The following is a 23,927-nucleotide window of genomic DNA, read 5'->3' as shown; positions in this document are numbered from 1 at the left end:
GACCCTATACCGGCCCACTGCATAAGGTACATATGCCGGGACCATGGCAGGGGCATTAACTTTGTGCCTCCATGACCCTTTCGTACTTTGACGAATGTGCTTCAATGCCTGCCAAGCGCACATATGCCCGGATTCGGAGGCAGGTCATGCAGCTGTGGCGACAGGTGGGATCGGGCGTCAGCGTGTCCGACGTCAGGCGGGTCGTGTCGGGCACCGTGGGCGTCGCCGCCGTCGCGCGCCGGCTTGGCGTGGCGCCCCACACGGCCCACCGCTGGGCCGGCCTCGCAGGCGTGGCGACCCGCCCGCACCTGCCGACGGACCGCCTCCCGGAGCGCCAGCGCGTAACGGACGGCGCCGTCGCCGCGGCGATCCGAGGGCCCCTGTCGCTTCGCGCCGCGGCGGCCGCGCTCGGCGTCATCGCCCCCGGCCTCAAGGCCCGGGCGCGCTACCTCGGCCTGCCGACGGATCCGGTCGGGCGGACCGCGCTCCGGAGGGCGCAAGCGTGAGCTGGCACCCCGACGACGCCTACGACGCGGCCGCGCTCTCCCGTGAGGAGGCGGCCGAGGCCGTGGCGCCCGCCGCCGTCCTCGACGAGCTCCGCGCCGCCATCCAGCGCCAGGGGTCCGCGGCCGGGTGGGGCCGTCGCCACGGCGTCGGTCCGGGCTACCTCGCGGACGTGCTCTCCGGGCGGCGGCCGCCGGGCGGCCGGATCCTGCAGGCGCTCGGCATCGGCCGGGCGTACGTGCGGGGGTGCCGGTGAGCGCCGCGTCCCGCGCCCGCGACGAAGCCGTCCTCGCGGAGCTCCGAGCCATCGGCGGGCGCGGCGCCCTGCCGATGACCGTCGCGCCCCGGATCGGGGAGACGGTCGGTCGCGTCAGCGACAGCCTGCAGCGCCTGCGCCGGGCCGGCCGCGTCTCCCTCGACGCGCCGTACTGGACCGCCAAAGAGGAGCCCCGCCCGTGAGCTATGCCCTTCTCGACGGCCTCGACGGCCTGACCGGCGTCGCGCTGCGTGCCCGCCTCGTGGAGGCCCGGGCGGCCGCCCTGGCCGCGGCTGGCGGCGACGAGAGCCACCCCCTCGTCGCTTTGGTCCGCAACGTTGAGTTCGCGGTCGTCGGTGCGATGCGGGCGGGCGTCCACGCGCTCGTCCACGGGATGCATCCGCCCGCGCCGCCGCCCGCGGATCCCGCCCCGGCGCCGGTCCCCGCTGGTACTGCGACGGCGCGACGCTCACCGTCACCCCCGAGCTCCTCGCCGCCATGCGGGCGTGGGCGGCCGCGCCGCGGACCCGGGTCACCCGGCGCGTCCTGCGGTCCGCCTGACCATGCTCACGGACCTGGCCGAGCCCCGCGAAGGCGAGGCGGCCGCCGCCCGCGCCGTGGCGGCCAGGATTGCAGGCGGGTGAAGGCGGCCGCCCGCATTTGAGGCAAATGCCGCCCGGTCGATTCAAGCGCGCCTGCTATGCCGACCCTCCGGATCGGAGGAGTACGGGATGGGACGAGCGATATACGCCCTGCCGGGCGGAACATGGGCGAGGCCCGTCGACTGCGTCCGCGGCACGGTCGCGTTCCTAAACTGCAGGGAACGGTCCGAGCACACGCGGGCGCTCGACGTCCGGCACTGGCGCCACTCATGGCCAGGTTATGAGATCGTTCGCCTCGCGGACGGGCTGGTCGTTGGGGCCGCGGCGCGGATCCGCGAGGGGATCTGGCAGGGGGAGCCTCAGCCGTTCACGCCGGTCTGGCGGAACGACATCCACCGCGACCTGGGCAGCCGCCGGTGGCAGGCGCTCGACCTTGACCGCTACTACGAGGCGGGGAGCCTGGCGAGGGCCGTCGAGCTTCTGGTCACGGCGGACGAGCGCATCGAGGCGTACAAGCGAGAGCGTGAGGAACGCATCGAGGCGTATGAGCGGGAGCACGACGAGTACAGGCTGCGGCCCGTGAACTGGGAGGCGCGCAGGGCCGCCATCGTCGCGGCCCGGGCAGCTGAGGAGCAGGCCCGCATCGACGACGAGTCGATGGAAGGTCTCGGGCGGGGGATCCTCTAGCGCCGGGGCCGCGAGGGTTGCCGGCGGGTGAAGGCGTCCCCTCGCATTTGAGGCAAGTCCCGCCCGTTCGGTTCAACCGCACCTGCTACGCCTGGCCACATCCCACATCGGATGCGAGGAGGATCGTGTGGCTGAGGAGTACGTCGTCGAGTGGCCGGTGTACCGCGACCCGGACGCCGTCTGGCGCGGTTACAGGCCGCGTCCGGGGCGCTGGGCCCCGATGCCGGTCCTGCTCCAGCCCCTCGGCGATCCGTGGGCGCACCCGCTGTTCACGTACAGCACCCTGGCGCGCGACGTGCCCTACGACGAGCGCCGCCCGCGCGAGGGGCTCCTCGTGCTGGACCCGGGGCCGGACGTCGCGCCGGAGGACCGCGAGCTCGCTCTGATCGTGCGCATGGCGCCGGACCCGCCGGGAGAGCAGATGCACTATGCGTGCACGTTCCTCACTGACCGGCACAAGCACCCGGGCGCCCCCTACTCGGACGCGCTCGTCGAGGGCCGCCGGTGGATCGCGATCCGGTCCGACCGCGAGGTCCTCCGTGCCACGGCGACGCGGGCGGAGGCGATCCGGAACGTGACGCAGTGGCGCCGCCAATGGCAGGACCCGCCGCTCGAGCCGGAGCCGGAGGCTGAGCCCGAGGGCGACGACCTTGTCGAGCTCGGGATCCTGGCCGACGCCGCGGCCCGCAAGGCCTAAGGCGGGCGCGGGACCGGCTAGCCCTGGCGCTCGCCGGTCCCCACGCCGGCAAGCGCCAGCGCGTCCAGGATCTCGGGCAGGCCGACCGGCCGGTAGCCCCAGCAGTCCACGCCGATGTCGAGCGATCGGCCGTCGCCCGGCAGCGTGCCGTGCGAGTGCCCGTAGAGGTGCAGGTCGCCGCGGTGCAGACGGGGCCAGGTTCGGTGCGCGTAGTGGCTGAGCCAGAGCCCGCGCCCGTCGACGACGACTTGTCCCACGTCGCGAATACTGGCCCAAGGCAAGTCGAGCGCACTCTTGTCGTGGTTGCCCCGGACCAGATGCTTGATACCCTGCAGGCGGTCGAAGATCTCGCGCTCGCGCTGGGGGTGGCACTTGTACGAGAAGTCGCCCAGGTGCCAGACGGTGTCGCCCGGCGCGACCGTCGCGTTCCAGTTCGCGATCAGGGTCTCGTCGTGCTCCTCAATGGAGGAGAACTTCGGCCGGGGCGTCCCGAAGTCGGGCCGGAGTAGCCGAACGTGCCCGAAATGCGTGTCCGCCGTGAAGAGCGTGGCCATGGCGGCCTCCTGAAAATGGAGGCCGGCGCGCTCGCGCTCAGGGCCTCCGAGTGTCTGGGATGGGCGGCAGGGCCGGCGGTTTTCGGGACATCGGGGGGCCTCGGGCGGCGGAGGAATCCTGATGATCGCAGGTCGCGGCGCCGGGCGCCAGCGCGACCTCGCGGCAGGGTGTATGAAATCCTGGCCGGGGGATTGACCCTTGCCGCGTGCGGCCGCGGCGGGCCGCACGCGGGCGCACGTCGGACTCAGGGGCGGGCGACTGCCTCCCGGGTCTCAAATCCAGCCCGCTCCGCCTCGTAGGCATCGAGCACCGCCGTGGTCCAGGCTTCCATCCCCTCGGCCTTGAGGTCGAGGCGCTGACTTCGGACGTAGTGCTTGAGTGTGATGGCCTGCGCGAGCTCGCGCTCCTCCGGCTTCTCGCCCTTCGCTAGCTGGCGGCGATGGGCCAGGATCGCCGACCCGGCGCCGCCGAGCCGCTCCCCGTCGAGGTACGTGCCCAGCGTCCGTCGCACGTCGTGCCGCCACCAGGGCTGTATGCCGTGCGCCTCGAACAGGTCGCCCTCGGGCCGGAGCGTCCGACCGTCCTTCCGCGCCGCCTTCGCCTTGCCCTGCAGCCGGGAGAACAGCTGCGTCATGGCGTTGGGCCTGAGGGACGCCCCCGGCTCCGCGGCAGGCAAGAGGAACGGGCTCGCCGGGTCGAGCCTGAACCGAGCCAGGACCTCCAGCGCCCGCGGCGGCACCGGGAGGCCATGGGGGACGCGCATGCCCCCGCCGCCCTTCATCTCGGTCGCGGTCCACGTCCAGATCTGCCAGCCCGGCCGGTCGGCCCAGGGGCGGGTCGTCGCCCGGAGCGTGCCGCACAGCGCACCCACGCGCTGCCCGGTCAGGACGGTCGCCCACAGGGCGGCCAGCACCGCGTCGCCGGTCTCCCTGCCCGTGCCCCCGAGCGCCCTGTGCCGCTCGGCGAGCAGCAGCGTGCGGGCGAGCTCCTCCAGGGAGGGCATGTGATCGCGCGGCTGGCTCGCCCACTCGACGTTGAGCCTCACCTTCCACCAGGGATAGTCGACGCGCTCCAACCCCGACCGTGGGCCGTGGTGTTCCCAGGCCCAGGTGAGCGCGGCCTTGACCGCCTCCACCGTGTCGGCGGCCGCGCTCTGCGTCCGCTCGTCCGCGACCCGGTCGCGGACCTCCGTCAGATCCCTGAGGGTGACGTCCCGCACGAGCATGGTCGCCATGTCGCCCTCGGCCGACCGGCGCAGGTGGCGCTCGTACTGCACCCGCCACCGCGCCTTCTGCGTCGGCATCTTCATGGCAAGGTGCAGGTCGACGAGGTCCCGCCATTCCCATGGGCCGTACCGGCGCCGCTCGTCGTCCGTCGGGAGCGCCTCGACCTCCGGGAAGGCCGCGTCGGCCGCCAGGTCGAGCATCTCGCCGTCCGCGACGGCACGGTGGAACAGGTCCAAGTCGCTGCGGTTCTGGGCCGGGTCGACCCCGTCGTGGATCCGGAGCCGGATCCGGTTCGCCGCCAGCCGCGCCTCCGCGACGCCCAACGCCTCCATGGCCCCGAGCCGGACCGTCTTGCTGTCCATGCGGAGGTACCAGGCCGCCGACCGTTTTCCGATCCGCAGGCTCAGGCCGACGCAGCCGGTGTCGGCCCACTCGACGCCGCGGCCGGGGACGGCCCCGCGGGCGACCATCGTGGCGGCGCGCTTGAGGTGGGCGGCGGTGAGGTTGAGGCGCTCTCGCGTCCAAGCGTTGGCAGCGGCCATGGTCCCTCCAGGCTTGATACAAGGCTGATACAAGCCATCGGGGCGGGCGCCTGGCAACCCGGCATGGCCTGCGCGGGGCCGGATTTCACAATGAAATCAAGGGCAGCGTTAACGTCTGGCGTGGTATTCCGGGAGTTCCGAAAGTACTGCACTCAGCTTCCCAAGCTGAATGTCGTCGGTTCGATCCCGATCGCCCGCTCCACTAAATCTCTGGAACTGAACACCTTTTGTCGGGCCGAGCGGTCCCGGTGTTCCCTATGTTCCCCATGGCGTTCCCCGCCGTTCCCCTGTTTTGTTCGGGATCTGTTCCGCTCCTTGGAGCCGGTCCTTTGATCATCCGGCCGGTGAGCGTCGCGACGAGCATCAGCCACGACCGTTTGCCCTCCGGCCGATTAGCACCAGGGGTGGGCGCGGCGTCGCCTACTCGGATCCGGCGAGATGAGGAGGCCTCCACGACGGCATCGCTCTTCGTGATCGCGAGGGTCGCGCGCTTTCGCCATCCCTGATGGTTCTGAACGCGTGTACGCTCCTCCGATCCGCTATTGAGGTCGGAGAGCGCCATGAACGCGATCACGCGACGTCGCTTCGCCGTCTGTAGCGCGGGCCTGATCTCGGCCACAGGCCTGCTGCGCATGGCCGTGAGTGGATATTGCCCGTCCGCTTGTAGACCAACACCACCTTCGTCCTGTGCATGCTGTGGATGCCATAGGCTGACGGGTCAAGGCCGATCAATGCCACCCAGCTGTCAACCAGTCGGCTGGGGACTGAACACCCCGCACCAGCTCGCAAAGGCGTAACTGGTTTGACGATATAGTGCCGTACGCAGCCACCGGCGGTCACGTAAGTTGTGATGCGATAATTACTTGTCGGATAAGCGTAAAAAAATCGAGCAGATCGGGCCAATGGCCTGCCAGGACCCGAGGCTGTATCTTGACCGCCGCGGAGCGCTGGCCCGTGCTGGCCTTCGCGTTCCGGTAGCTGTCCTTGAAGGCGCAGTCGGAGGTCATGATAGGTCGCACGCACTGGACTGCGACCTTTCTGACTTTCAAACGTTGGTGCGTATCGACCGGCAGGTGACTGGCTGCCGGCTACTTAAAAGCGCGCCAGAGGACGCCATCATGAAAACCACACTTCTGATTGCAGCTCTCCTCATGTCTCCTGCCGCGTTGACCCTGTCGGCCCAGGCGCAGGGTACCGTCCGGGGCGCTGAACGCGGGGCCGAAGATGGAAACCGTGCGGCTGGACCGGTTGGCGGCGTTGTCGGCGGAGCTGTTGGTGCGGCAACTGGCACTGTCGGTGGCGTGCTCGGCGTTGATCCAGAACCGCGCAGAGAGCGGATGGAGCGACGTGAGGAGCGCACTACGACGACGCGTGAGCGGCGCCAGCACTAATACTTTCTCCTTTACTTTCTCCCCGGCCGCTGGGGCGGCCGGGCTGCTCCGCCCGTCGAAGCTTGCGCACCAGCCAAGCCACGTGTGAGCTGCCGTTCATCCAATAAGCGCCATCGTTGAACGACAACCCCTCCCGAGCTTCGAAGCGACGGTAGCTTGGCTTGACGCGCTTGAGTTGGGGCAGGCGGATGACACCGTGTGAGTGTTGCGCCTTCGCGCCGAATCACCCGGGCTGACGGTCAGTTCGACACGAGGGTTCGCGCGGCCGCGACGCCCGGGCGGCCGACCTCCCGCCAGTTCGCTATCGGCTGACGAGCAGGGCGAAGACGGCTACGGCAATCAATCCGAGGCCCAATCCCCCGGCACCCGCGATCGCCATCCGCACCGATAAGATGGTCGCGGCTACTCTCGGTGTCCCCGCCGGGAGGTGAAGCGGAAGATGAGTCCGGTTCATGAGGTGCCCCTGTCGGGCCGAGGCCGTCGCGCGGATGCGAGCAGCGGGGACAATGTCTGCTCGTTTCGATGGGGACGCAACTGGGAAGCCGCGTGATCGGCACTATCACGGCGACCCAGCCGCCGCCGCAGAAGCGGCAGGACCGGCCTCATTACAGGCCGCAGCCCCCCTCCTGGCCTCACAGCTCGCGAGGGTGCTCCCGCTGACGTGCTTGACGCCATAGGTGCACGTAGCGACGGACGTCAAGAGCCCGTGTCGAGGCATCTAATGTCCGGAAAATCTTCGCAGCCAGACATTCTCGACATGCACTGCGCAGGACCGTTTCGGGTCACTCTGATCCGTTCGCATTAGGTTCGACCAATGGCGCGGACGAGACAACCACCGAACCGAGGTTCACCCGCTTGGTCGCTTGCGGCTCGGCTGCTTCGCTCACCTCCACTTCATCCACCGAGAGAGGCAAGTCGATGGTGAAGCACGTGCCTCCGCCCCCGTTGCTCGACAGCGTGATCTGACCCTGCAGGGTCGAGGCAACAAGGTTGAAGACGATGTGCAGCCCAAGGCCCGTACTGCCTTTGTCGCGCCGCGTAGTGAAGAAGGGGTCAAACACCTTGCTCAGGTGCTCCGACGGGATGCCGATGCCGTCGTCGGCGATGATGATGCGCAGTCGATCCTCGCCCGAACGATACGCCGCGACGTCGAGTACGCCCGATCGACCGTCGGGATAACCATGCACGATAGCGTTGAGCGCCAGATTGCTTATCACCTGCGCCAGTGCGCCGGGATGGGAGTCGAGTATGATCCCGTCCTCACAGCGGATCCGCATCGTGTGGCCCTTGCGCCGCACGAGCGGCCCGAGCGTGCTCATCAGCTCCTCAAGCCAGCCGTGCAGCTCGAAGGTGCGCCGCTCCGCACTGGCTTGGTCGACTGCGACCTGCTTGAAGCTGTTCACGAGGTCGGCTGCCCGCGTGAGATTGGAGAACAGCAGCCGCATCCCCTCGCTCAGCCGCGCGAAGCCGTGCGTGAGATCCGACCGGCGCAGTTGGCCTGATTCAACGGCGCGCTGGAGATGCCTCAGATCGCCCTCGGCGGCGGTCGACGTGGTCAGCGCCAAGCCGATCGGCGTGTTGATCTCGTGAGCCACTCCCGCCACGAGCTGGCCAAGGGCGGCCAGCTTCTCGGCTTGCACGAGATGGGCCTGGGCCTCGCGCAACTCGGACAGGGCCGTCTCCGATCGCTCCTTCTCCCGCCGAAGCGCCTCCTCCGTCTGGAATTGGCGCCGAGCTCGCACCTCTCGTGCGCCGACAGCGTAGAGCGAGAGCGCGTATGCCATGCCAATCTCGAAGTTGTTCACGAAGCGCATGCCCGCCCGCTCATGCACCGCGAAGGATTCGCATACGGCGAAGCAGAGCCAAGTCAGGCCGCAGAACGCCGCGAGCGAGGACAAGCGCAGCGGCAACAGCGTCGAGACGAACAGGATGACGACGATCATGCCCGCAGCGGCATGGTCGAAGCCGGGTCCCAGCCGCAGGTAGATCAAGCTGAGCACGCAACCGGGCACGACGCAGTAGCTGAGGTAGATCTGCTCGGCCCATCGCCGCGCGGCAGGCCAGCGCAGCGCCGCGGTTGCAGGCAGGAGTACGGCGAGCGCGACGGCGAGGCGAAGGAACAGGGTCTCAGTCCAGTGCGCCGGGTCGAGGATCCAGTCCCAGACGGCGAAGGCGCAGTAGACGCAAGCGCCGAGGATCATCGCAGCCTGCGTGCGGGGTAGGTCGTCGAGGGTGAAGCGCGTCACGAAAGTACGCTCGTCGACGGGATCTTCGAACCGCAGGCCGAGCCTGCTCAGGAGTTTGCGCATTAGGAGGAAGGAGAGCAGTGGGGCGTCCCTCCTACGCGCTGCAGCTTCGGGATGCACGCCGTTCGAACATCCGCCCCGCGCCACTTTCGGCCTTTCGAACAGACCCGTTGGAATAGCCGCTTGGCCTCCGAGAGCTGTCATTGGCATAGGATGGCAGGTCCGGGCGGCCATAACAGCCTGGATCAGTCGCCTACCTTCCCGAACGCCTCGGCGCCTTGGCTGACCAGGGCGAGCGCCGCCTCAGCGTCACCGCGGCAGAGCACCCTGAAGTCCTTGCCGGCAAGCTGGTTGTAGTGACCGAAGAACGCCTCGACCTCGTCCAGCATGCCTGGGCGCAGGTCGTCGAGCGCGTGGATGTGTGCGTGGGTCCTGGCCTTCACCGCCATGCCGATCAGCCGGTCGTTGCGCTCCCAGGTGCCGTCGCGCTCCCGCTGCTCGGCCTCGACGACGCCGACCAGCCGCGCTTCCAGCACACAGCCCGGGAAGGCCGGCGCGTCGAGCAGGAGCAGGACATCGAGCGGGTCGCCGTCGGCTCCCCTGGTCGAGGGGATCATGCCGAAGTCGTATGGGAAGCTCATGCCCTCCGGCAGGACCATCTTGAACTGGAAGGCGCCGAGCGCGTCCGAGAAGGCGTACTTATTCGGACTGCCCTTCGGCGTCTCGACGACGACATGCACGTGGCCATCGTCGGAGAAGGTCGGCAGGCGGCTCAGCGGCGGTGCGGTCTTGGACAAGTGCGGGCACTCCGGTGCGGTGCCGGCAACCGGCGACCGCCAACCCGGGAACTCGGGCGGAGTATAGTGGATCCACCTAGGCTTTCCGGACGGCCGCCGGCGCGACGCGCGGGAAAACGCGTAACGGGAACCGGGACGCGTGACCCGTTCGTCTCGGAGTTCCGGTTCCGCGGCGACCGATTCTTCACGCCCGCGCCGTATCATCGCTGCGGCGGACGAGGATGGCGGCATGGTGACCGAGTACCAAGTTTGCGCGGCGGTTGACACGATATGGGCGCGCACGAACCCTGGGGGCAGCGCCAAGGAGCGCGTCTCGGTCGGGGCCGTGCGCAAGGAACTTGGAGGCGCTCGCACCAGGACATCGGGCCGTCGCTCGCCCGGTGGAACGCCAGGCGCGACTATCAGCCGATGATCGAGGAGGCCGGGTTGCGCTTGGCGCTGCAGGGGGGCTGACCCGGTTCGGCGCGCAGGTGCTTGAGCAGGCGCGCATCGTGACGGCCCGGGAGCGCCAGACGAACGAGCAGATCCGCGACGAGGCGCTGGCGGATGCGGACCTCATGGAGCCCAAGGTCTCGGCGCTCCAGGCCGAGATAGACCGCCTCAGGGCCGGCGCGCCGTCGCCCGCTGTGGTGCTTACCTCTGGCTACAGCCACGTGCTCGCCCGGGAGGGCGACCACGGCTTCGAGCTCCTGCACAAGCCCTACTCTGCCGAGCAGCTCTCGCGCATCCTCCAGCGCGTGGCCCGTCCGCGGTCCGGCACGTGAGACGACGGCCCGGACCTGCTGGACAAACGCCGGTTTCCCGGCCTCGGCGGCCCAGACGGCGGGGCAACCCCAAGGCCACCGCGGCGTTTCCAGCACGGTGCCGCAAACTCGCCATCACCACGCATCATGGCCGACCGGAAGCGGCGAGCGGCGGGGAGTTCCTCCCGCTTGCCATACCCCACCGTTCAGACTTGACCGCAGAACATGTCCGAAAGTGCCCCGTCTTTGACCGTCGCATGTCTGTCGGGAGGCGGTGAGATGGGAGCGCGCATGCGCGCCCACGACTGGTCGGCCTCGCCGCTTGGCGCGCCGGAGACCTGGCCGCAGGCGCTGAGCTCGGTCGTAAGCCTGATGCTGGGCTCCAGGTTCCCGATGTTCGCCGCCTGGGGGCCGGAACTCGGCTTCCTCTACAACGACGCCTATGCGGAGATCCTCGGCGACAAGCACCCGGCTGCCCTGGGCCGCCGCTTTCGCGACATTTGGCACGAGATCTGGGACGCCATCACGCCATACGTCACCAGCGCCATGGCGGGCGAGGCGACCTGGGCCGAGAACCTGCCGCTCACGATGAACCGGCGCGGGTATGACGAGAGGACCTACTTCACCTTCTCCTACTCGCCGATCCGCGACGAAGCCGCCATCGTTCGCGGGATGTTTTGCGCCTGCACCGAGACGACAGCCAAGGTGAAGGCCGAAGAGGCCCTGCGCGCCAGCGAGGCCCGCGCCTCGGGCGTGCTGGAGGGCATGGGCGAGGGCTTCATGCTCCTCGACCACGACTTTCGCATCCTGCAGATGAACGCCGAGGGTTTCCGGCTTGAGGAAAGGCTGCCCGACCAAGTCGTGGGCCGCTCGCACTGGGAAGTCTACCCGGGCTCCGAGTTCATGCCCATCGGTCAGATGTACCTGCGCGCGATGCAGGAGCGCATCCCCCTGACGCTTGAACACCGCTATGTCTGGCCGGACGGGCACGCCGCCTGGCTGGAGGTTCGCGCCTACCCTCACCCGGAAGGCCTTGCGTTGTTTTACCGGGACGTGACGGAGCGGCGCGAGCGCGAGGACGAGCTTCGCGAGGCCGAGGCGAGGTTCCAGGCCATTGCCAACTCCATCGACCAGATGGTCTGGTCGACGAGGGCTGACGGCTACCACGACTACTACAACCAGCGTTGGTACGACTTCACCGGCGTGACGCCTGGCTCGACCGACGGCGAGGAGTGGGAGGACATCGTCCACCCCGAGGACCGGGAGCGGACCTGGAAGGTCTGGGGCGAGTCCCTCGCGACGGGCGAGCCCTACCGTATCGAGTACCGACTGCGCCACCACTCCGGACAGTACCGCTGGACGCTCGGCCGGGCCCTCCCGATGCGTGACGGAGCCGGGCTGATCACCCGCTGGTTCGGCACCTGCACCGACATCCAGGACATCGTCGAGGCGCGCGAGGTGCTCGCGCGCTCTCGCGAGGAACTCGAAGCCCTGGTGGCGGAGCGGACCGCCGACCGCGACCGCATGTGGCGGCTCTCAACCGACATCATGCTGGTCGCCCGCTACGACGCAACCATCGAGGCGGTGAACCCGGCTTGGACATCGCTGCTCGGCTGGGGCGAGCGCGATCTCGTCGGCGGCGCCTTCATGGACCTCGTCCACCCGGACGACGTGGCGGCAACGCTTGCCGAGGTCGGCAAACTCTCGGAAGGCCTGACGACCTTGCGCTTCGTGAACCGCTACCGCCACAAGGACGGCAGTTACCGCTGGCTCTCGTGGACGGCGGTTCCGGCCGAGAACCTCATCCACGCGGTCGGTCGAGACATCACGGCCGAGAAGGAAGCCGCGCAGGCCCTCGCTGACACTGAGGAGGCGCTGCGGCAATCTCAGAAGATGGAAGCGGTCGGCCAATTGACCGGCGGCATCGCGCACGACTTTAACAACCTGCTCACCGGCATCACGGGATCGCTGGAGCTGATGCAAACTCGGATGAGCCAGGGGCGGCTGACCGATCTCGACCGATACATGGCGGCGGCGCAGGGTGCGTCGAAGCGGGCAGCGGCGCTGACTCACCGCCTGCTCGCCTTCTCTCGACGCCAGACACTCGACCCAAAGCCGACCGACGTGAATGCGTTGATCCACGGCATGGAGGAACTCATCCGCCGAACGGTCGGCCCGTCGGTGCACATCGAGGTGGTGGGCTCAGCCGGCCTGTGGTCGGCGCTGGTCGACTCGAGCCAACTTGAGAACGCGCTGCTGAACCTTTGCATAAACGCCCGCGACGCCATGCCGGACGGGGGACGGATCACCGTCGAGACCGCCAACCGCTGGCTCGACGACCGCATCGCGCGCGAGCGGGACATGTCCGTGGGACAGTACCTGTCGCTCTGCGTCACGGACACCGGCACGGGCATGACGCCCGACGTCATCGCAAAGGCGTTCGAGCCGTTCTTCACCACCAAGCCCATCGGCCAAGGCACCGGCCTCGGCTTGTCGATGATCTATGGTTTCGTCCGCCAGTCCGGCGGTCAGGTCCGCATCTACTCGGAAGTCGGCCAGGGCACGACGGTGTGCCTCTACCTGCCCCGCCACCACGGCGACGCCCCGGGCTCCGAGCGGATGCCGGACCTCGCCGGGGCGCCCCGGGCCGAGCGGGGTGAGACGGTGCTGGTCATCGACGACGAACCCTCTATCCGCATGCTCGTCACGGAAGTGCTGGAGGATCTGGGCTACACGGCCATCGAGGCGGCGGACGGACCTTCCGGGCTGAGGGTGCTGCAATCCGATGCGCGTATCGACCTCCTGGTCACCGACGTCGGCTTGCCGGGTGGCATGAACGGGCGGCAGGTCGCGGACGCGGCCCGCGTCACCCGGCCCGACTTGAAGGTGCTGTTCATCACCGGCTACGCGGAGAACGCGGCGGTCGGCAACGGCTACCTGGACTGCGGAATGCAGGTGCTCACCAAGCCGTTCGCGATGGAGGCGCTGGCCTCGCGCATCCGGGACCTGATCGAGGCGCGGCCCGTGCGGTCGGGCCGGGAGCCGGAGAGGGACCAATGAGCGTTGCGAGGCACGGCGATGCCGCAGAGACGCTTTTCCGTGGTCCCGGCGAGGTTCGCGCACTTGCCCGCACCCTCGACTGGGCACGGACGCCGCTCGGTCCCGTTGCCGCCTGGCCGCAGAGCCTGCGCTCGACCGTGCGCACGCTCCTGTCCTCGCAGTACCCGATGATCCTGACCTGGGGGGGCGAGTTCACCCAAGTCTACAACGACGCCTACGCCAAGCTCATCGGTGCCGGGCACCCGGACGCGCTCGGTGGCGACATCCGCGTCACGCTGGCCGCGTCATGGGACACGCTAGGCCCGATGATTGCCCGTGTGATGCAGACCGGTGAGGCCAACTGGACAGCGGCCCTGCCGCTCCTGATGGAGCGGGCCGGCTACCGGGAGGAAGCGTATTTCAGCGTCTCGCACGCCCCGGCCGAGGACGACGAAGGTCGCATCGTTGGCATGCTGGCGGTGTGCAGCGAAGTGACCGCCCAGGTTGTGGGCGAGCGTCGTCTCGGCCTGCTGCGCGACCTTGCGGCCAGGGCGGGGGAGACGCGCAGCGTCGAGGCGACCTGCGTCGACGTCGCCGGGGCTCTGTCCGGCGAGAGGCTCGACGTGCCCTTCGCACTCCTCTTCCTGCGGGACGCCGGGGGCAGCCTGAGCCTCGGCGCGGCCGTGGGCATCGACGGCGCCCATCCGCTGGCTTCGCCGGAGGCGGAAGCAACTTGGCCGTTCGAGCGCGCGCTCGCGGGTGCGACCGTGTCGGTGGGCGGCCTCGGCCCGGTCATCGGCATGGCAGGCGGGCTGTGGGGAGACCTCGTCGAGGACGCGCTGGTCATCCCGATCGCGGGTGAGGTGGGTTCGGAGCCGCTCGGCGTGCTCGTTCTCGGCATCAGCCCGAGCCGGGCGCTCGACGAAGGCTACAGGGGCTTCCTCGATCTCGTCGCGGGCCAAGTCTCGACTGCTCTGCGCAATGCTCGTGCCTACGAGGAGGAGCGACGCCGCGCCGAGGCCCTGGCCGAGCTCGACCGCGCCAAGACGCGGTTCTTCTCCAATGTCAGCCATGAATTCCGCACGCCGTTGACCCTGATGCTCGGCCCCCTCGAGGAGGCCCTGCAGGACCCCGGCGTCGCACCCGAGAGCCGCGCGGAGCTTGAGGTGGCCCACCGGAACGCCCTCCGGCTACTCCGGCTCGTCAACACCTTGCTCGACTTCTCGCGCGTCGAGGCCGGACGTGTCCAGGCAACCTTCGCGCCGGCCGACCTCGCGGCCCTGACAGCGGACCTGGCAAGCACCTTCCGCTCGACGGTCGAGCGGGGCGGACTGGCCCTTCAGGTCGAGTGCACGCCGCTTCCAGAGCCTGTCTTCGTCGACCGCGACATGTGGGAGAAGGTTGTCCTCAACCTGCTGTCCAACGCCTACAAGTTCACCTTCCACGGCGGCATCGACGTCCGACTTGGGTCGGCCCCGGAAGGCGTTCGCCTCACGGTGGCCGACACGGGGGTCGGAATCCCTGCTGAGGCATTGCCGCACGTCTTCGACCGTTTTCATCGCATCGAGGGCTCCCGCAGCCGCTCGCACGAAGGCTCAGGGATCGGCCTCGCGCTCGTGCACGACCTCGTCTCCCTCCACGGCGGGGACATTGAGGTTCGAAGCCTGATCGGTGAAGGAACGACCTTCACGGTGACCATTCCCTTCGGGCGCTCTCACCTGCCGGCTGAAAGGGTCGTCGAGGCTGTGGCGGCACCCGTCGAAAGCCAGGCCCGCGGTTACATCGAGGAAGCCTTACGATGGCTGCCCGATGAGCCGTCCAACGTCGTACCCCTTCGCGGCCCGTTCGAAGCGGCGCCCTCCGGGGATGGTCGGCGTCGCATCATCCTGGCCGACGACAACGCCGACATGCGTGCCTACGTCGAGCGCTTGCTTGGGCAGGACCACCGGGTCGTGGCCCTCGCCGACGGCGCGGCCGCCCTGGACGCGCTGCGCGCGGCGCCGGCGGACCTGCTACTCACCGACGTGATGATGCCGGTGCTCGACGGCATCGCGCTAACCCGAGCCGTCCGGGCCGATCCTACCCTTCGCACGGTGCCCGTAATCATGCTCTCCGCCCGCGCCGGCGCCGAGGCCGGCGTGGAGGGACTTGAGGCCGGGGCGGACGACTACCTCGTGAAGCCGTTCTCGGCGCGCGAACTCCAGGCGCGCGTCCGGGCCAACCTGGAGCTTTCGCGGCTCCGCGCTGAGGCACAGGAACAGGCCGTGCAAGCGCGGAAGATGGAAGCCATCGAGCAGTTGACCGGCGGCGTGGCCCACGACTTCAACAACCTGCTTGCCGCCGTGATGGGATCGGTCGAGCTCGCCGAGCGCAAGGTCACGGACGAGCGAGCGCTGCGTCTCCTGCGCAACGCCATGCAGGCTGCGCAGCGCGGGGCCAGGCTCACCGAGCAACTGCTCGCCTTCTCGCTCAGACAGCCCCTTGAGGCGCGCGCCGTCGATCTCAACGGCGTGCTCTCCGCCATGGCCGAGCAATTGCGCCGGACCCTCGGCGGAGGCACCGCCGTCGTGACGCGCCTGGCAGCCGACCTGTGGCCGGCGGTGGCGGACGGGCATCGCGTCGAGCTGGCCGTGCTCAACCTGGCGACGAACGCGCGCGACGCCTTGCAGGGCGGCGGCGAGGTCCGGATCGAGACCGAGAACCTGCCCGCCGGCGCGCCACGGCCCGGGATGGTACCGGCGGGGGATCTCGTGGTGCTCACGGTCGCCGACACCGGCGAGGGAATGCCGCCCGAGGTCCTTGCCCGCGCGTTCGAGCCCTTCTTCACGACCAAGCCCCAGGGCAAGGGGACGGGCCTCGGGCTCGCGCAAGTCTACGGCACGGCGCGTCAGCTCGGCGGCGCCATCACGTTGCGCAGCCGACCCGGCGAGGGCACCACGGCGTCGGTCTATCTCCCCCGGGCCGAGGGTCTCGCCGTCGCAGATGTCTCCCGGATGCATGGGCGGCGGCACGCGGCTGACGCGACGCGCATCCTCGTCGTCGACGACGACCCCCAGGTCCGTGCCGTCGCCGTCACCCTGTTGGAGGAGCTCGGTTACGGCGTCACCGAGGCGGACGGCGGTGCCGAGGCGCTGCGAGTGCTGCGCGAGGGGGGCCGCATCGACCTGCTGCTGACCGACTACGCCATGCCCGGGATGACGGGAACTGAGCTTGCGGGACGGGCGCTGGCGGTCGACCCGACGCTCGGCGTGCTCATGATGACGGGCTACGCGGATGCGGCCGCGCTACCCTCGGAGGGCGTGCCCGTTCTGCGCAAGCCCTTCGCCCTCGACGACCTGCGGGCGGCCGTCGAGGGCCTCGACGCCGAGCGGATGGGCCGCGTCCTGCCGTTCCGTCGACCCGACGAGGCGGACGACGAAGGCGGGCAGCTCGCCTGAAACGTCTGGCCGCAATCCTTGTCCCGTTCCGGGTTGGCCGGGAGTGCCCTCGGGTAGGCTTCGTCTGGTGGCGGCGTGTCGACTACGCGGATGCCGCGTGACGGTAGGCGCCCTCCGTTACGCGTTACGCCGCGCCGGCCTGGATGATGGCCCGGGCCATCGGGCGCGTCGGGCAACCCGTTTGAGCGAGGAGGGCCTTCCTCATCCGACGGCGGCGACAGCTCGGCGAGCTTTCTCAGCAGGAGGCGATGATCTCGCATAGGTTCGGCGCCCCGTGGGGCATCTGCCCTAAGGAGAAGCTAGAGCCGCTATGGACGTCCGGCACCGGTCGATATCGCCAGGGTCGCTAATGTACCCGAACCTGCTGATGTCGTGGCCGCCGCTCAAGGGTCCGATTCTTCCTACGAAGCAGACGTCTGAGCTGGGATGCTTGAAGGTCTGCAAGGGGTCATAATCGGTGGTACGTGATCCAACCGATGCGTGTTCAGCGGGTCGAGATGCACCCAGCATCCCGGGTTGCTCCCGCCTCATGTTCCATTGCGCATCGCCCGGTGTGCCAGCCGCAGCTCGGCCACCCGGCGCGACTTGCCGACCGCCCCACGCGAGTAGCGCTGCGTGGTCGCCGCCTGGGAGTGCGCCGCAGCTGAGCGGATGTGGTCGAGGTCGGCCCCGGCATCCTCGGCCTCGGTGATCGCCCCGGCGCGGGCATCCATGTTCCAGATGTGGCTCGGGATGCCGGCGGCACGCGCCACGATCCGCCATTCGCGGCCGTAAGCTGATTCGGCGTAGGGCCGGCCCGAGGCCTCGTCGATGATCAGCGGCCCCGTCCGCCGCTCGAGCGGCACTCGGTCGAGCAGGTCCAGCACCAGCGGGCAGAGCTTCAGGTCATGAGCCGCATAAGCCCCGGTTTTGGTCGTCGCCTTCCGGATCACTAGGTTGGCCGGTAGATCCTCCCAGGTCAGGCCGCGGACCCAGCGCCGGCCGTTGAGGACGAACGCGCCCGCCGGGACTGGTCGGCCATCCGGCACCGGCTCCCACTCGCCGATCACGTCCTTCTGGCGCATCGCGGTCTCGAACTGGATGGCCGTGCCCAGGGCCAACGAGAAGCGACCCATCGCGAGGGCCTTCGGGATGAAAGCCTCCACGTGGGCCAGCTCCATCGCCACCCGGCGGCGGGCTGGCTGGGCGAAGCGGGCGTGGCGCAGGATGGTGTGCAGACGCTCGCACTCGGGCAGCTCGGCCATGATGCCGTAGGCGAAGAGCTCACGCAGCTTCTTGATGATGCCCCAGGCCCGGCGCACCCGCTCCGGCCCGTCCGGTCGGCTCGGCTTCTTCGCCTCGTCGTACCACCGGCGGAAATCACCGATCTTGAGGGCCGCGAGGGAGCGCTGGCCGAAGGCGGTCTCGATCAGCTTGAGCGTGTAGATGTCCTTGTGGCGGCTGTTGTGCTTGAGCCGCTGAAAGGGGCTGGCGGGGTCGGTCTGGTAGCGGCGGGAGAGCCCGAGGATGGTCCCGTCGAATCGGGCCTGCTCACGGCCGTGATTGGCGAGGAAGAGCAGCATCTCGGCCTGGAGCCGTTGGCACGTCGCCTCGATGAGGCGGCGGCCGTCGGGCTCATCGGGCGAGTAGGGGAGGGGGACGACCGTCGGCGTGTAGCCGGCCTTCACGGCCCGGTGCGGAGCGAACCAGTACCGCCGGCATGACCCGCCCGGGTTGTTTCGCTCCTTGTAGCCGGGCGCGTCGAGGTCAGAGGGCATCGAGGTTCTCCGGGCCGTCGGGCGCGAGCGGGTCGGCGCCGGAGAGACCGTACCGCGCGAGGAAGTAGGCGCGGACCGCCGGCCAGAACCGGCCGCCCATGACGGGGTCGATGTGTGGCAGTCCGTCACGCTCTAGGGCCTTGGCCTTGGCGGCCCACTCTTGAGGCGTCTGGCTGAGCCGCCGCGCGATCTCGGCTTCGGAAGGGAATAGCCCGTGGTCGCGAGATGCGCGGCGGTTCATTGTCTGGTGTGCTGCTGGACTGTATTTTTGAATTAGCTGCTCCGCATGTTCTTGAGATCTACTGCGATGAATTTTGTTCCCTGTGATCTTGAATAATTTTATGAAGGATATTGATTTGACTCTCCAGCAGCTCGCATGGAATATCCCCGATCATACTGCCTCTAACCAAGCCGCTTACAAAAAAAGTTATATTTACAATGGCATCGACCTCACCTCTTTCTGCTTCAATATGAAGCTCCTGAGTGAATTCTTCCACTGTCTTGTCCGTATCTACCGGCACAGTCTTGTAGGGCATGGGTTTTCCTTTGCTGTAGGGTTTTATCGGTTTTAAATCCACTTCTACGTGCTCGCCGCCTCAAGGTGTAGATGCAACACCGGGTTCAGCTCGAGTATGTCTTCATCGCAGCAGAGGATCAGATCCTTCACACGTTGCTTCAAATTAATATTGATGCGCATAGGATTTTCAAGAATATCGGGAAAGATTGTCAGATTAAAATTCATTCTGAACGACAGGGCTGCGCAGTACTCGATCTCATCTTCATTTTCAACGACCTCCGATAGATATATAAGATCTCTTTTGTGTCTATGTATTTTCTTTGAGAGATCCTTGACTCTTCTTAGCTCAGCGAATTGTTCAGGAATGTTACGGCATTGTCGTTCGGCTATGTCATTCATGAATTGAGGCTCACGAATATCTCTAGCGCCATGAGGCCATGAATAAATCTGTATGCTCATCTTACGGCTCACCTAAGTGTTGATGGAAGTCTTGATTATGTTGATTGGCATTATTGAGGTACGGGGCGATTAGGACAGGCCCAAAGCTAAGTGTAGATACGTGTGTGTCATTCGATTTGACCTTTAGCGACTTTGCGCAACCGTTTGAGCTCGCGCACTAAACCTTCTGATGACGCACGCCCGACGATTGTGCTGCGGATTGAGCCGTCTGCGTACACGGCCACGTTAGCTATACATTTGATCTGCCCCTGCTGAGTATCGTCATTGAGATCGCCGACGAATTTTTGCACATTTTGAATAGTGTTCTGAGGCATATTGTTCGTGCTCATTGTTATCTCTCCGATTGCACTGATTGATGTAGCGAATTTTGCGAGAAAATTGGCTATTGAGTCATCGAGGCGCCACGCTCCTCTGCTAATTTCACATTGCTCACTTTGCCCCGCGTTCCGAAGGTAATTTCTCCAATGGAGTGTAAACCTCAGGGAACGCGCGTAGATCGCAAGTAGGTAGGCATACTGATTGCGATTTAACTGAAGAGTGATCCATCATCTATAGCCTCATAAATGATGTTCTATAGGCGTGTGCTTAGAGGATACCAGCAGGCTGGATTTCTTAGACGACATGTCTTCGTCTATCCCAGTGTGGCTGGAAGCCTCAACGCCATCGCTTCATATCAGCATCCAAGGCGTTGAGAACGTGTCTTGGGTGCAAGAAATAGGAGCTGCCAAGCTTCGATTTTTTACCTATAGCCGGCATGTGCCCACTTGATACTGCTGCCGACATTGAATGCTCGTTTAGGAATGGGTATGTCAGTTTGCGGAGTGCGATTTCGGCAGATATGTCAAAGGGATGTGGGCACTGAAAGCCGCGCGCGCCAAACCGACTTCAGGACGCAGCGGCGCTACCCGAACGACCTGATCGATGCCGAATGGCAGCGTATCGCGTACCTGCTGTCCAAACCCGCCGCACGCTGCGCAAACCCAAGGTGGGCTCCTCAACGCCCGGCGCTCCCTCGCCCGCGCCGGCTCCTCCCGGTGTATGCTGCTGACCGACTTCGACTCGTGGCCGACGGTCTACTGGCGGTCCCGCCGCATCATCCGCCGTCTGCTGTTGCGCACCATGTATTACGTGGCCGTCATTCTGGGTCGCGAGTAGGATGGGCGCAAAGCGAGCCCGGCTGCGGGCGTCATCGACGGTCAAAGTTTGAAGATGCCGGGCGCTACATACGGAGGGGTCTATGACGCCAGCAAGCGCATCAGGGAACGCAAGTGCTACGTCGCGGTATAGACAGACAGGTCCCTGTTGATGGTGTATCTCACGCCCGCTGACGTACAGGACGTGGCGGACGACGAGGCAATCACGACGGACAACCGTTACCACTAACCATGCTTCAAGCCCCGGTTCGCTGATGGAGCTTACGACGCAGGGCCGCTTGGTGAGCGCCGCAGCATACTGTGACGTCGCGCTTGAGATCGTGGGCGAGCTTGAGTGCCAGCAAGGACCTCAGGTTCTTGCAAGGGCAAGGTATTCGAGGCGTTCCTCGGCTGAATGATGCGTTGGCGGCGGTAAGTGCGCTACTATGAGGAGCGCTTTGATGTGTTTGTAGCCATGATTGAAATCCTAGTAGTAAGGCTATTCATCAGAAGTATCTACCGCCCGTGACATTCTAAAGCCGACACAGACATACTTGCTTACGCATCGCCTTCATGTATGATTCCAAATTGCATGTTCAATACCATGCCCGGTCGGAGTTCCGCATGATGGGGATGGAACAGCAATATTATCCATTTATGATGAACCACTACAGGAGGAGAGCATGGAACAGAGACCTTTCTGTGCATATGTTTTGAATCCAAAGCGCGTTCAAGCTCTCAGTAAAGACATGATCTTAAGTCACAACTTGCAAATAGATCTAGACGAATTTCTACATAAGTGGCGTATACAAAAAGAAGATCGGGAATTTCACAGTTTTCCTCCTAGTGAATCGGCGCGTCAATTAGAATCTTCAATATCAGCTGCTAGCAATTTACAAAAGTGCTTGTATACTTATATTTTTAATGATAGCGCAAAAATTTATTATGAGCAAGATCTACCTTTCGTACTTCGCATATATGAAGATCTATCAGAACTTGAGGCTAAGCTCAAGGTGATGCTTGAGAATTTAAGATCTACGCCCAGCAAGGCCGGTCGAAAAGCAACGCAACGAGAATTATTCACCGCGCACATTCGAGATATCTTGGAGCGACATGGCATTTCACTTCTTGGCAAGCAAAATAATACGGGCTCTCTTATTCGTAGAAATCGGCTTCTCATTAACCTCTTCGAATGCATAGACGAAGAAGTAGACAAAAGAATTGCATCTAGATTAATAGCTAAAGTCTATGCAGAAATAGACCAAAAAAAGTTTCTACCGCGTAATTAGATGGATATATGCAATATTAGTATCGAATAAGAAATATACAATTCTATGGTATAACCTATTTCTAGGTATTGCGATGACGAGCGGAAAGTGATTCCAGGCGTCTACCCGATGGAGGAGGCTATGACAGAGCTGTTCTGGCTACCGGACGAGCAGTGGCGGGCGATCGCGCTGTTCATGCCTAGTAATTACCCAGGAGGTGCCGTGACGGGCGGCTCTATGTCGGCTTAGGTGTTAGGTCGTCCCCCCTTGCCGTCTGACGGTTTGGCTGATTCCCTGCCGGGATGAGCCGCAGTGACCTGGAGCGCCTGAGCAAGGAGGAACTGATCGAGCTGGTGCTGAAGCTGCACCGGCCTGAGAAAACCTCGCGCACCTCGTCCAAGCCGCCGGCCACGGATCGTAAGGAACGGCGGGAGAAGTCCCGTCCCGGCGGTGCCAAGCCCGGGCATGAGGGGCACAAGCGGGAGCTGACCGCGGATCCGGATCAGGTGCTGGAGCATCGGCCCTCCGCCTGCCCGTCTTGCGGCAAACCGCTGCCGGCCGATCTTCCGGCCGAGGTCGTCCGCGTGCACGAGCGGATCGACCTGCCGCTCGTTCGTCCGGTAGTGGAGCAGCACCGGCGCCTTCGGGTGACCTGCCCGGCCTGCCGGACCCAGGTCGCCGCCCCACGCCCGGCGGGGGCCGACGCGACACCGTTCGGGCCTCGTCGTAGACAGCCTGCCATCGTGTCCGGCTCTGTGCCCCCGCTTCCAGCTCTGACGGAGAGCGGGCAAAAGTGCGGTCGCGCCGGGCGGGACGAACGGCCGAGCCAGGGGGGCGGAAGGCTCCGCAACCGGGCATGGGTACCATGAAGCCAGCGTTCGACGGCCTGCCGCATGTTGGTGAGCAGGTGCCAGCGATCGGCGACCTGCTGCGCCTGGGGAGCGCCGAGGCTTGTACCTCGGGCATACTCCGTCGAGCGATCCCGGGCGACGAGTTCGACGCCGGGATGCCATTCGAGCCAGCCGGCTACCGTGGGTGCCGTGCGATCCGGGAGGAGATCGATGACGCGGTGACGATCGAGATCGACGACGATCGTGCCGTACCGGCTGCCCTTCCGGATCGCCCAGTCGTCGATCCCGATCCGGATGGGAGCCGGCGTGTCGGGCATTGGCGTGCGGGTGACGAGCCGCAGAACGGTCGCACGGATTGCCGGCATGTGGAGGTGCGCGAGGAGACGCGCACCGCCTGCACTGCCGCAGGCGATGCCGACCCTGGCCTGTGCCTCGCAAAGCCGCCGCGTGCGCCGGGCGCGCGGCGCGAGGAGAGTCATGGGCGTCTCGGCGAAGGTCCGGCGTCGGCAGGCTGGGTTGCGGCAGTAGAACCGCCGCACCTCGATGCGGAGCCTGGTCTGCGATGCCGACACCGGCAGGTCGGCAGGTCGGCGGGCTGGCGGTGATAGCGGCTGTGGACGGACCGGCTCGCCTGCCCGCAATCGGGGCATCGGCCGCTGGCTGCGTCCAGTCGCACGGGGATGATGAGGTGATCCTCGTGCTGCTCTACGAACCGCGCGATACGGCACTCGGGAATGGCGAGGGGGAAATCCATGCCATCCACGATGGGGAGGGCAGGCCTACCCATCAGCGGCCCGAGTCAATCCACCGCTATCCACGCAAAACGAGCAAGAACCGATCCGGGGCAATCCCAGGCGCGATTGGGCAACCTGCCACCCATGACGGCGTCGATGCGTGGCAGTCCGCCACGCCCAAGCTCCTTGGCCTGGGCCGCCCAGCCCCGTGGGTTCTGGCTGAGCCACAGCGCGATCTCGGCTTCGGGCGGAAAGAGGTCGTTATTTTGGGAGGAGCTTGCGCGGCGCGAGGTGGTCGTCGGGCAGCTCGAAACGGATGGACGGTAGGAGCATGGCTGACGGATCGCTCGCGCGCCGTCTAGGTCCTGTCCAGGGCCGAGATCTGCCGCCGCCTGTAGATGCCTCTGTTGGGGATGACATGGCTGGCGGTCGCGGTCCGCGGGTGGAGGATGCTCGCGGCTCTAGGCTTGTGGCTAAGGGGCTTGC

Annotated in this window: 19 protein-coding genes and 3 pseudogenes; 11 read left to right on the top strand and 11 right to left on the bottom strand. The window is 66.3% G+C overall.

Features of this window, described 5'->3' with window-relative positions:
* Positions 1–146: 146 nt before the first annotated feature.
* The 5 genes from MFF64_RS29315 (at position 147) to MFF64_RS29295 (ending at position 2,746) form a co-directional block, all read left to right on the top strand.
* Positions 147–506: a hypothetical protein gene (locus tag MFF64_RS29315; protein ID WP_238193042.1), complete on the top strand. Its 360-nt coding sequence runs from the start codon at positions 147–149 to the stop codon at positions 504–506.
* The gene (locus tag MFF64_RS29310) at positions 503–760 is read left to right on the top strand and encodes a hypothetical protein (protein WP_238193041.1); all 258 of its coding nucleotides are present in this window, start codon (positions 503–505) and stop codon (positions 758–760) included. Before MFF64_RS29315 ends, MFF64_RS29310 begins: the two co-directional genes overlap by 4 nt.
* Positions 757–963: a hypothetical protein gene (locus tag MFF64_RS29305; protein ID WP_238193040.1), complete on the top strand. Its 207-nt coding sequence runs from the start codon at positions 757–759 to the stop codon at positions 961–963. Before MFF64_RS29310 ends, MFF64_RS29305 begins: the two co-directional genes overlap by 4 nt.
* A 528-nt stretch (positions 964–1,491) precedes the next feature.
* Positions 1,492–2,049, top strand: coding sequence for a hypothetical protein (locus MFF64_RS29300; protein WP_238193039.1), 558 nt, complete (start codon positions 1,492–1,494; stop codon positions 2,047–2,049).
* Positions 2,050–2,176: 127 nt separating this feature from the next.
* Positions 2,177–2,746, top strand: coding sequence for a hypothetical protein (locus MFF64_RS29295; protein WP_238193038.1), 570 nt, complete (start codon positions 2,177–2,179; stop codon positions 2,744–2,746).
* A 17-nt stretch (positions 2,747–2,763) separates the two neighbouring features.
* Here the strand turns inward: MFF64_RS29295 and MFF64_RS29290 are convergent, their stop codons facing one another.
* The 3 genes and pseudogenes from MFF64_RS29290 to MFF64_RS29280 all read right to left on the bottom strand — a co-directional run.
* Complete coding sequence (locus MFF64_RS29290) at positions 2,764–3,300, bottom strand: metallophosphoesterase (protein ID WP_099900650.1); 537 nt, start codon at positions 3,298–3,300, stop codon at positions 2,764–2,766.
* A 245-nt stretch (positions 3,301–3,545) separates the two neighbouring features.
* Positions 3,546–5,069, bottom strand: a complete 1,524-nt coding sequence (locus tag MFF64_RS29285; protein WP_238193037.1) for an integrase arm-type DNA-binding domain-containing protein — start codon at positions 5,067–5,069, stop codon at positions 3,546–3,548.
* Between the two features lie 639 nt (positions 5,070–5,708).
* Positions 5,709–5,828 (bottom strand): annotated as a pseudogene (locus MFF64_RS29280) (integrase); the annotation flags it as partial.
* Between the two features lie 359 nt (positions 5,829–6,187).
* Here MFF64_RS29280 and MFF64_RS38065 point away from each other — a divergent pair.
* Complete coding sequence (locus tag MFF64_RS38065; protein ID WP_309296468.1) at positions 6,188–6,460, top strand: hypothetical protein; 273 nt, start codon at positions 6,188–6,190, stop codon at positions 6,458–6,460.
* 782 nt (positions 6,461–7,242) lie between these two features.
* Here the strand turns inward: MFF64_RS38065 and MFF64_RS29270 are convergent.
* Together MFF64_RS29270 and MFF64_RS29265 are read right to left on the bottom strand one after the other, a co-directional pair.
* Complete coding sequence (locus tag MFF64_RS29270) at positions 7,243–8,769, bottom strand: sensor histidine kinase (RefSeq protein ID WP_238193035.1); 1,527 nt, start codon at positions 8,767–8,769, stop codon at positions 7,243–7,245.
* A gap of 182 nt (positions 8,770–8,951) precedes the next feature.
* Positions 8,952–9,503, bottom strand: coding sequence for an inorganic diphosphatase (locus tag MFF64_RS29265; protein ID WP_238193034.1), 552 nt, complete (start codon positions 9,501–9,503; stop codon positions 8,952–8,954).
* Between the two features lie 470 nt (positions 9,504–9,973).
* Here MFF64_RS29265 and MFF64_RS29260 point away from each other — a divergent pair, with 470 nt between their 5' ends.
* The 3 genes from MFF64_RS29260 (at position 9,974) to MFF64_RS29250 (ending at position 16,722) form a co-directional block, all read left to right on the top strand.
* Positions 9,974–10,267 (top strand): hypothetical protein, encoded by a 294-nt coding sequence (locus MFF64_RS29260; protein ID WP_099901241.1) that lies wholly within the window; start codon positions 9,974–9,976, stop codon positions 10,265–10,267.
* 204 nt (positions 10,268–10,471) lie between these two features.
* On the top strand, positions 10,472–13,306 hold the full coding sequence (locus tag MFF64_RS29255; RefSeq protein ID WP_238193033.1) for a PAS domain-containing hybrid sensor histidine kinase/response regulator family protein: 2,835 nt from the start codon (positions 10,472–10,474) through the stop codon (positions 13,304–13,306).
* The gene (locus MFF64_RS29250; RefSeq protein WP_238193032.1) at positions 13,303–16,722 is read left to right on the top strand and encodes an ATP-binding protein; all 3,420 of its coding nucleotides are present in this window, start codon (positions 13,303–13,305) and stop codon (positions 16,720–16,722) included. The genes MFF64_RS29255 and MFF64_RS29250 overlap by 4 nt, the downstream gene beginning before the upstream one ends.
* Before the next feature lie 527 nt (positions 16,723–17,249).
* Here MFF64_RS29250 and MFF64_RS29245 read toward each other — a convergent pair.
* From MFF64_RS29245 to MFF64_RS29225, 5 genes are all read right to left on the bottom strand, one after another.
* On the bottom strand, positions 17,250–18,479 hold the full coding sequence (locus MFF64_RS29245) for a site-specific integrase (RefSeq protein ID WP_238193031.1): 1,230 nt from the start codon (positions 18,477–18,479) through the stop codon (positions 17,250–17,252).
* Positions 18,469–18,720: a hypothetical protein gene (locus tag MFF64_RS29240; protein WP_238193030.1), complete on the bottom strand. Its 252-nt coding sequence runs from the start codon at positions 18,718–18,720 to the stop codon at positions 18,469–18,471. Before MFF64_RS29240 ends, MFF64_RS29245 begins: the two co-directional genes overlap by 11 nt.
* Before the next feature lie 58 nt (positions 18,721–18,778).
* A complete protein-coding gene (locus MFF64_RS29235; protein WP_238193029.1) occupies positions 18,779–19,015 on the bottom strand; it encodes a hypothetical protein in 237 nt (78 codons plus the stop codon).
* Positions 19,016–19,059: 44 nt separating this feature from the next.
* Positions 19,060–19,455 (bottom strand): hypothetical protein, encoded by a 396-nt coding sequence (locus MFF64_RS29230; protein WP_238193028.1) that lies wholly within the window; start codon positions 19,453–19,455, stop codon positions 19,060–19,062.
* 107 nt (positions 19,456–19,562) lie between these two features.
* Entirely contained in the window at positions 19,563–19,784 is a 222-nt protein-coding gene (locus tag MFF64_RS29225; protein WP_238193027.1) for a hypothetical protein, read from the bottom strand.
* A 1,487-nt stretch (positions 19,785–21,271) separates the two neighbouring features.
* On the opposite strand from MFF64_RS29225, the gene MFF64_RS29220 reads away from it, so the two are divergent.
* Both MFF64_RS29220 and MFF64_RS29215 read left to right on the top strand, forming a co-directional pair.
* Positions 21,272–21,877 carry a hypothetical protein gene (locus MFF64_RS29220; RefSeq protein ID WP_238193026.1) on the top strand — a complete coding sequence of 202 codons (606 nt, stop codon included), beginning with the start codon at positions 21,272–21,274 and terminating at the stop codon, positions 21,875–21,877.
* A 281-nt stretch (positions 21,878–22,158) separates the two neighbouring features.
* Positions 22,159–22,599 (top strand): annotated as a pseudogene (locus MFF64_RS29215) (IS66 family transposase zinc-finger binding domain-containing protein); the annotation flags it as partial.
* Positions 22,600–22,763: 164 nt separating this feature from the next.
* Here the strand turns inward: MFF64_RS29215 and MFF64_RS38215 are convergent.
* Positions 22,764–23,357: pseudogene (locus MFF64_RS38215) on the bottom strand (ISL3 family transposase); the annotation flags it as partial.
* Positions 23,358–23,927: the final 570 nt, after the last annotated feature.

The organism is Methylobacterium frigidaeris, from assembly GCF_022179185.1.
In the GTDB taxonomy this organism is placed as follows: Bacteria; Pseudomonadota; Alphaproteobacteria; order Rhizobiales; family Beijerinckiaceae; genus Methylobacterium; species Methylobacterium frigidaeris.
Note: the sequence above shows the minus strand (reverse complement) of the source record. Positions and strands in the feature narration are given on the sequence as shown.

What these genes read in the sequence shown, in the direction of transcription:
- MFF64_RS29315 (WP_238193042.1), top strand. Translation starts at nt 147, where the DNA reads ATGCAGCTGTGGCGACAGGTGGGATCGGGCGTCAGCGTGTCCGACGTC.
- MFF64_RS29300 (WP_238193039.1), top strand. Translation starts at nt 1,492, where the DNA reads ATGGGACGAGCGATATACGCCCTGCCGGGCGGAACATGGGCGAGGCCC.
- MFF64_RS29290 (WP_099900650.1), bottom strand. Translation starts at nt 3,300, where the DNA reads ATGGCCACGCTCTTCACGGCGGACACGCATTTCGGGCACGTTCGGCTA.
- MFF64_RS29285 (WP_238193037.1), bottom strand. Translation starts at nt 5,069, where the DNA reads ATGGCCGCTGCCAACGCTTGGACGCGAGAGCGCCTCAACCTCACCGCC.
- MFF64_RS38065 (WP_309296468.1), top strand. Translation starts at nt 6,188, where the DNA reads ATGAAAACCACACTTCTGATTGCAGCTCTCCTCATGTCTCCTGCCGCG.
- MFF64_RS29270 (WP_238193035.1), bottom strand. Translation starts at nt 8,769, where the DNA reads ATGCGCAAACTCCTGAGCAGGCTCGGCCTGCGGTTCGAAGATCCCGTC.
- MFF64_RS29255 (WP_238193033.1), top strand. Translation starts at nt 10,472, where the DNA reads ATGTCCGAAAGTGCCCCGTCTTTGACCGTCGCATGTCTGTCGGGAGGC.
- MFF64_RS29250 (WP_238193032.1), top strand. Translation starts at nt 13,303, where the DNA reads ATGAGCGTTGCGAGGCACGGCGATGCCGCAGAGACGCTTTTCCGTGGT.
- MFF64_RS29245 (WP_238193031.1), bottom strand. Translation starts at nt 18,479, where the DNA reads ATGCCCTCTGACCTCGACGCGCCCGGCTACAAGGAGCGAAACAACCCG.
- MFF64_RS29240 (WP_238193030.1), bottom strand. Translation starts at nt 18,720, where the DNA reads ATGAACCGCCGCGCATCTCGCGACCACGGGCTATTCCCTTCCGAAGCC.
- MFF64_RS29235 (WP_238193029.1), bottom strand. Translation starts at nt 19,015, where the DNA reads ATGCCCTACAAGACTGTGCCGGTAGATACGGACAAGACAGTGGAAGAA.
- MFF64_RS29230 (WP_238193028.1), bottom strand. Translation starts at nt 19,455, where the DNA reads ATGAGCATACAGATTTATTCATGGCCTCATGGCGCTAGAGATATTCGT.
- MFF64_RS29225 (WP_238193027.1), bottom strand. Translation starts at nt 19,784, where the DNA reads ATGAGCACGAACAATATGCCTCAGAACACTATTCAAAATGTGCAAAAA.
- MFF64_RS29220 (WP_238193026.1), top strand. Translation starts at nt 21,272, where the DNA reads ATGGAACAGAGACCTTTCTGTGCATATGTTTTGAATCCAAAGCGCGTT.